Genomic DNA, 5,383 nt, shown 5'->3' on the forward strand with positions numbered 1-5,383 from the left:
CCCATGACCCATGACCCATGACCCATGACCCATGACCCATGACCCATGACCCATGACCCATGACCCATGAGAGGGTGCCACCTTTTTCTTGATTTGCAACACTCAGTGCCACTAAAAATTTAAAAAAACTTATAGGCATTAGCTTGTCTCAGCTTCAACTAGCTACAATCCAACATACCTAGCGATAAAGCTGATACGTTGAATGGTCAAAGATCAGGGCTAGCTTCGGCAAGTAACGAAAGCTCGCATAACGACAGAGCATAGCAATCGGATGCCTCCTGACGCTAGCCTAGCATCATGAGCATAACGAGCCCCCAAAAGCGTGCCTAGCGCTGCTGCTCGCGAGCAAAGCCATACAAGAGAGCTATTGGGACTATGCCGCATCAGCTGCTTAAATAGAGAGGCTGTGGACGTTGTGTATGTGGCATAGCTATGAAGTACTGTAGTAACGTTATAAACGTGCGGCTCTCGCACATATCACTGCCGCTTGATACTCCATACTGCTACTTGCTAGCAAGTAGCTTCTAGCCCTCGCTGCACGCTTAGATCTTGAGGGTAAATGGTGATTACAATGCGTCGCATTTTATGGATGGATGCATTCATGCAAGCTATCTTGAGCTAAGAGTACTTTCTTTTGCATGCGATCAGCTAAGGCTAGTTGCCTAAATAGCATCTCACGTTACAATGTCTACAGGCTGTGTTAAGAGTCTACTTATAATAAAGCTAACTTACTGAGCATCAACTAATCATGCTTGAGACTTTAGCTGCTGCAAGGATTTTTCTATGTTAAATAAGCACATCAATCGTGTTCGCTCGGGCCTTGAGAGCAAGTTCTCAACTAAAGAGAACAAGATCGAGTTTACTCACAAGCTCTCATACACCTGCAATAACCGCCTGTATTACATCTTTGATTACACTGATGCTAATGGAGAGGCAAAATCCTTATTCAGTGGCGGTTACTCTGATGTTGGCTTTGATAGCGATAGCGCTGTGTGCGAGCTTGACTTCAACCTGTGTGACAAGATTGGTATGGTCGAGGCTGCAGCTATTATTCAGGCTACCGCTCAAATCGAAAGTGAGCTGATGCAAAGAGTTAAGGCTCCAAAGAAAGTCTCAGCAAAATACGAGATTGATACCTACGCCTCTCAAATCCCGACCATCAATGCACTGCTCTCTGACGTATCTCAGGAATTAAGTGCAGAAGACTTAAATCAGGTTGAGCCTTTTGTAATCTCTATGGTGCTGCCAAATCAGGAAGCAGCAGACGATGCATTAAAGATCTTTTCTGATCTCTATGAGCAAACTGACTTTGAACGCCGCAATAACGACACTCTACAGGGCATTTGCTTTGCCAATAAACAAGATGGCGCTGAGCCACACACTATCTTAAATGTCAGCAGCTCAGAGTGTAGCGACGAGGACTTTGATCCTATCGCTAGCTTCTTAGAAGAGTGCGATGATGACAACCTTAAAGCTAAGCTCAATGCAGATGGCAAGAAGCTCTTAACTTGTGAGCTCAGAAGCGATGCCCTGTTCACTCTCAATGAGGTTAAAGACTTAGTTAAGAGCCTCTTATTTGTCGGCTCTCAGATGCAAGCTGATGATTTACTGGGCGTTAACGTCAACGGCGAGTTCTTCCCAACTTCAGAGTTTGTAAGCTTAGGCACTGAGCTTATTGAGAGCAATCACTGGCCTGAGAACTTCCTGACCGGTGTAGTGGCAACTAAGGATGATCAGGACGATTCAGTTGAAGATAAGGGCAAGCACACTCGCATCTTTACTGGCGAGTACACCATAAGAGCAACTGGCTTAAGCGCTCTTGGCTTTTCTGATGTTGTACATGAGGCTGTGCTTGAGTCTGAGGCTGATTCAGATCTGTGGTTTAGCATGCTCAACGCTATTAACGACACTTTCTTAAACTCAGGATTCATCATCGCCGAAGATGCACCTCTCGTGGTCAACCTCAAGGACACCCATATTTACCTTGAGGATAAGGGCGATCACCTCAAAGTTTGCAACATCCGCAACCTCAAATAGATCTAGCCCCATCCCACCTTAAAGGCTGGCCATGCGCCAGCCTCTTCACAGCCAACTAAGACGCACTACACGGCGCGTTATACAGCATGCACCTTGCTTGTATGCCTATAATTTCAGCTACAATCTTGCGCGTACTGTTACAGCCATCGTCAATCATGTCGATACATAAACACAACATGACGCCATAAGTTCTGTTAGACGGCCATGGGCTGATGATGTACTACTAAAAAGCGATCACAACCAATGCTCTATCTTTAGCATCAGGCATGATCGCTTAGTAAGACCGCATCGCCTGAAACAGCTAGTTGCACGATCTTTAAGCTTAAATCTCTCTCTTCACTCAAGCCTTAACACATAACGAACCTGAGCGTTAGCACCAAATGCATTAGTGTTATTAAAGCCAGTGCAGTGATTCCAAAGGGGACTCCTAATGTACTGTGGCGTTGAATAAGCTAATGGTAAGACCACATCCTATTAAAGCACACCACCGTGAATAGAAAAATCTGGAGCACCAATGGCAATTGGTCTGTTTTAGCTAAGGCATCACTCATGTGACTTAATACTACGCTCAAATTCTTCAAATGTCAGTGTTTCGTAAATTTTAGAGTGTGTATTGAGTATAAGCTCTCTATTACCCCTAATTCCTGTAGTGTCGAAGTTTTTAACATCATTTTTGAAGCAAATAATCTTATTTACTAAATCATAGCCGCCTAGCTTGGTACAAATATCTACCAAAGTAAGGCCTTTGTACTCATCACTGTTAAGGTTTTCACGATATGGCTTCATTTCAGGAGCATTAGCTATGTTTTTCAATGTCTCTATCCAGTCTAAACATTCATTTCTATGAAAAAACCTCATAGTCTCGCGATCAAATCTTTTGATATATAGAGATTTGTTTAGACTGTCTTGTGAAAGTCCTTTAATTGAATCATCACTCATCTCAGTTGAGTAATATAAATACAATGCAGAGCAGCAATTGACCGAGAAGATCTCAGAGCCCACTCGACTATCGAACAGATCCCCTTTCAAATAGAACTTATAGTCATTGCAATTATGGTCACGATAGTACAAATTTAAAACAAACAGTGCGCCAAGAGCACTAATTAGGTTGCCTATGGTAGCTCTTTTAATACACGCTCTATTGTTATGCTTTAATTTGTCATAAGCTTCTTTCCACTGGCACTTAAGTGTATCATCATCACTGTATACATTGGCTAAAGGAGCGAATGATTGAAACTTATCACTAAAATAAAAATTAACGCCTGTAACGCTTATCTCTTTGAGAGTTAAATGCCACTTCTGATCCAAGCGCTGTAGACAGCAGAAATCAAAAGATGGGTATTGCTTTTTTTCAATATTTTGATTGCAGTCATCTTCAGCTGCTTGGTTTTGATTGCCATCAGCATTCACTGATTGTTTTGGCTTGCTCTGGTTTATTACATGTTGATCTTCAGACTTGTTCTCATCAGCATATCTACGATAAAGCTCTTTAGATATTGATTCTATCTCCGACACAATCTGAATAATCAAATTTGAGTTTTCTCTTGAGAACACGTCCACTTGCGCATCGCAGAAACAAACATATTTAGTTAGCTCTAAAACCTGCTGCTCAAGATTTTTATATTCTGGCCAAAATGAGTTCTTGTTTTTAAAAATTGACGTCATAACATAACACCTTTATATAGTTAAAAAGAGGCCACAACCGATGCTCTAACCATATCATAAGCCATGATCGATTGAGGGGGCGCGTTACGCTTTAGGAGCAATTAACAGCAGAGCATTCAGCGCGATCTTTAGACAATTTAATGTTTACTAAAAACAAAGCCATCAAGGCATGATTAGAAGATGTAGCGGTCCTGAGCGTTAGCACCAAATGTATTAGTATTCTCAAAGTCAGTAAAGTGATTCCAAAGGGATACCAAATGTACCGTACTGAGAACTAAGCTAACGGTAAGGCCATACCCTGTTAATGAACACTGGTGTGAAGAGCAAAATCTAGAGCACCAATGGCCATTGGTCATTATTTAGATAAGGCATCACTCATGTGGAATAATAGGACGCAAAAAATCTTCATACTTCAGTGTTTCGTAAATTTGACCATGCGTGTTAAGTAAAAGCTCTCTATTACCCCTAATTCCTTCAGGCCCGAAGCTTTTAACCCCATGATGGAAAGACATGATCTTTTTTAATAACTCCAAACCGCCTAGCTTCAGACAAATTTCTTCTAGTTGATGGCCTTTATACTCATCGCTATTTAGGTTCTCAAGAAATGGCTTCATTTTAGGAGACTTCGTTATGTTTATCCAGGTCTGCACCGAGTCTAAACATTCATTTCTATGAAAAAACCTCATAGCCTCACTATCAAATCTTTTGATATATATCGATTTGTTTCGACTGTCTTGTGAAAGGCCTTGAATTGAATCATCACTCATCTCAGTTGAGTAAGATAAATTCAATGCTGAGCAGCAATTGACCGAGAAGATCTCAGAACCCACACGACTATCGAACAAATGACCATTCAAATAAAACTTATAGTCATTATTGTTTAGATCACGATAGTAAATGTTTAGCACGAACAGCGCCCCAAGTGCACTCATTAGGTTTCCGATGGTGGCATTATCAATAAACGCTCTGTTGTCATGCTTTAAGGCTTTATAAGCTTCCTTCCACTGACACTTAATAACCTTACCTTTGCTGTAAACTTTGGCTAAAGGAGCAAATGATTGGAAATTATCCTTAAAATGGAAATTTACGCCTGTTACACTAATCTCTTTACTAGTTAAATGCCACTTCCTGTCCAATTTCTTTAAACAGAAGAAATCAAAAGGTTTGTCAAACTTCTTGCTCTGCTGTTGTTCGCAGTCGTCTTCATCTGGTTGGTTTTGATCTTGACCGGCATTAACTGCTTGTTCTGGCTCGCTTTGGTTTATGGCCTGTTCTTCTTCCGTCTTGATCTCCTCAACATATCTACGATAAAGCTCTTTCGATATTGATTCTATCTCCGATGCTATCTGAAGTATCAAATTTGAGTTTGCTCTTGAGAACACCTCCACTTGAGCATCGCAGAAAGAAACTTGATTAGCTAGATCTAAAACCTGCTGTTCAAGATTCTTATATTCAGGCCAAAATGAGTTCTTATTTTCAAAAATTGATGTCATAACATCACACCTTTATATAGTTAAAAAGCGACCACAACTGATGCTCTATCCCCAACATCAATCATGATCGCTTAGTAAGACCGCGCTAAGTTCAAGCACTTGGGCTTAGAGCGCGATCTATAGACAAGTTATGGTTTGTTCAAACCTAAGCCATCGAGGCTAGATTAGAACATGTAACGAGCCTGTGC

3 protein-coding genes are annotated in these 5,383 nt (G+C 41.2%); 1 reads left to right on the plus strand and 2 read right to left on the minus strand.

Annotated elements, in window-relative coordinates:
• The first annotated feature begins 783 nt into the window (after positions 1-783).
• Positions 784-2,037, plus strand: coding sequence for a hypothetical protein (locus RDO37_RS03830; protein WP_308498166.1), 1,254 nt, complete (start codon positions 784-786; stop codon positions 2,035-2,037).
• 543 nt (positions 2,038-2,580) lie between these two features.
• On the opposite strand, the gene RDO37_RS03835 is transcribed toward RDO37_RS03830, so the two are convergent.
• Both RDO37_RS03835 and RDO37_RS03840 read right to left on the minus strand, forming a co-directional pair.
• Positions 2,581-3,702 carry a hypothetical protein gene (locus tag RDO37_RS03835; RefSeq protein WP_308498167.1) on the minus strand — a complete coding sequence of 374 codons (1,122 nt, stop codon included), beginning with the start codon at positions 3,700-3,702 and terminating at the stop codon, positions 2,581-2,583.
• A gap of 371 nt (positions 3,703-4,073) precedes the next feature.
• Entirely contained in the window at positions 4,074-5,195 is a 1,122-nt protein-coding gene (locus RDO37_RS03840) for a hypothetical protein (RefSeq protein WP_308498168.1), read from the minus strand.
• Positions 5,196-5,383: the final 188 nt, after the last annotated feature.

Source organism: uncultured Anaerobiospirillum sp. (assembly GCF_902485895.1).
Lineage (GTDB): Bacteria > Pseudomonadota > Gammaproteobacteria > Enterobacterales > Succinivibrionaceae > Anaerobiospirillum > Anaerobiospirillum succiniciproducens.

Excerpts from the sequence above, each read along its gene's own strand:
- RDO37_RS03830 (WP_308498166.1), top strand. The coding sequence starts at position 784 with ATGTTAAATAAGCACATCAATCGTGTTCGCTCGGGCCTTGAGAGCAAG.
- RDO37_RS03835 (WP_308498167.1), bottom strand. The coding sequence starts at position 3,702 with ATGACGTCAATTTTTAAAAACAAGAACTCATTTTGGCCAGAATATAAA.
- RDO37_RS03840 (WP_308498168.1), bottom strand. The coding sequence starts at position 5,195 with ATGACATCAATTTTTGAAAATAAGAACTCATTTTGGCCTGAATATAAG.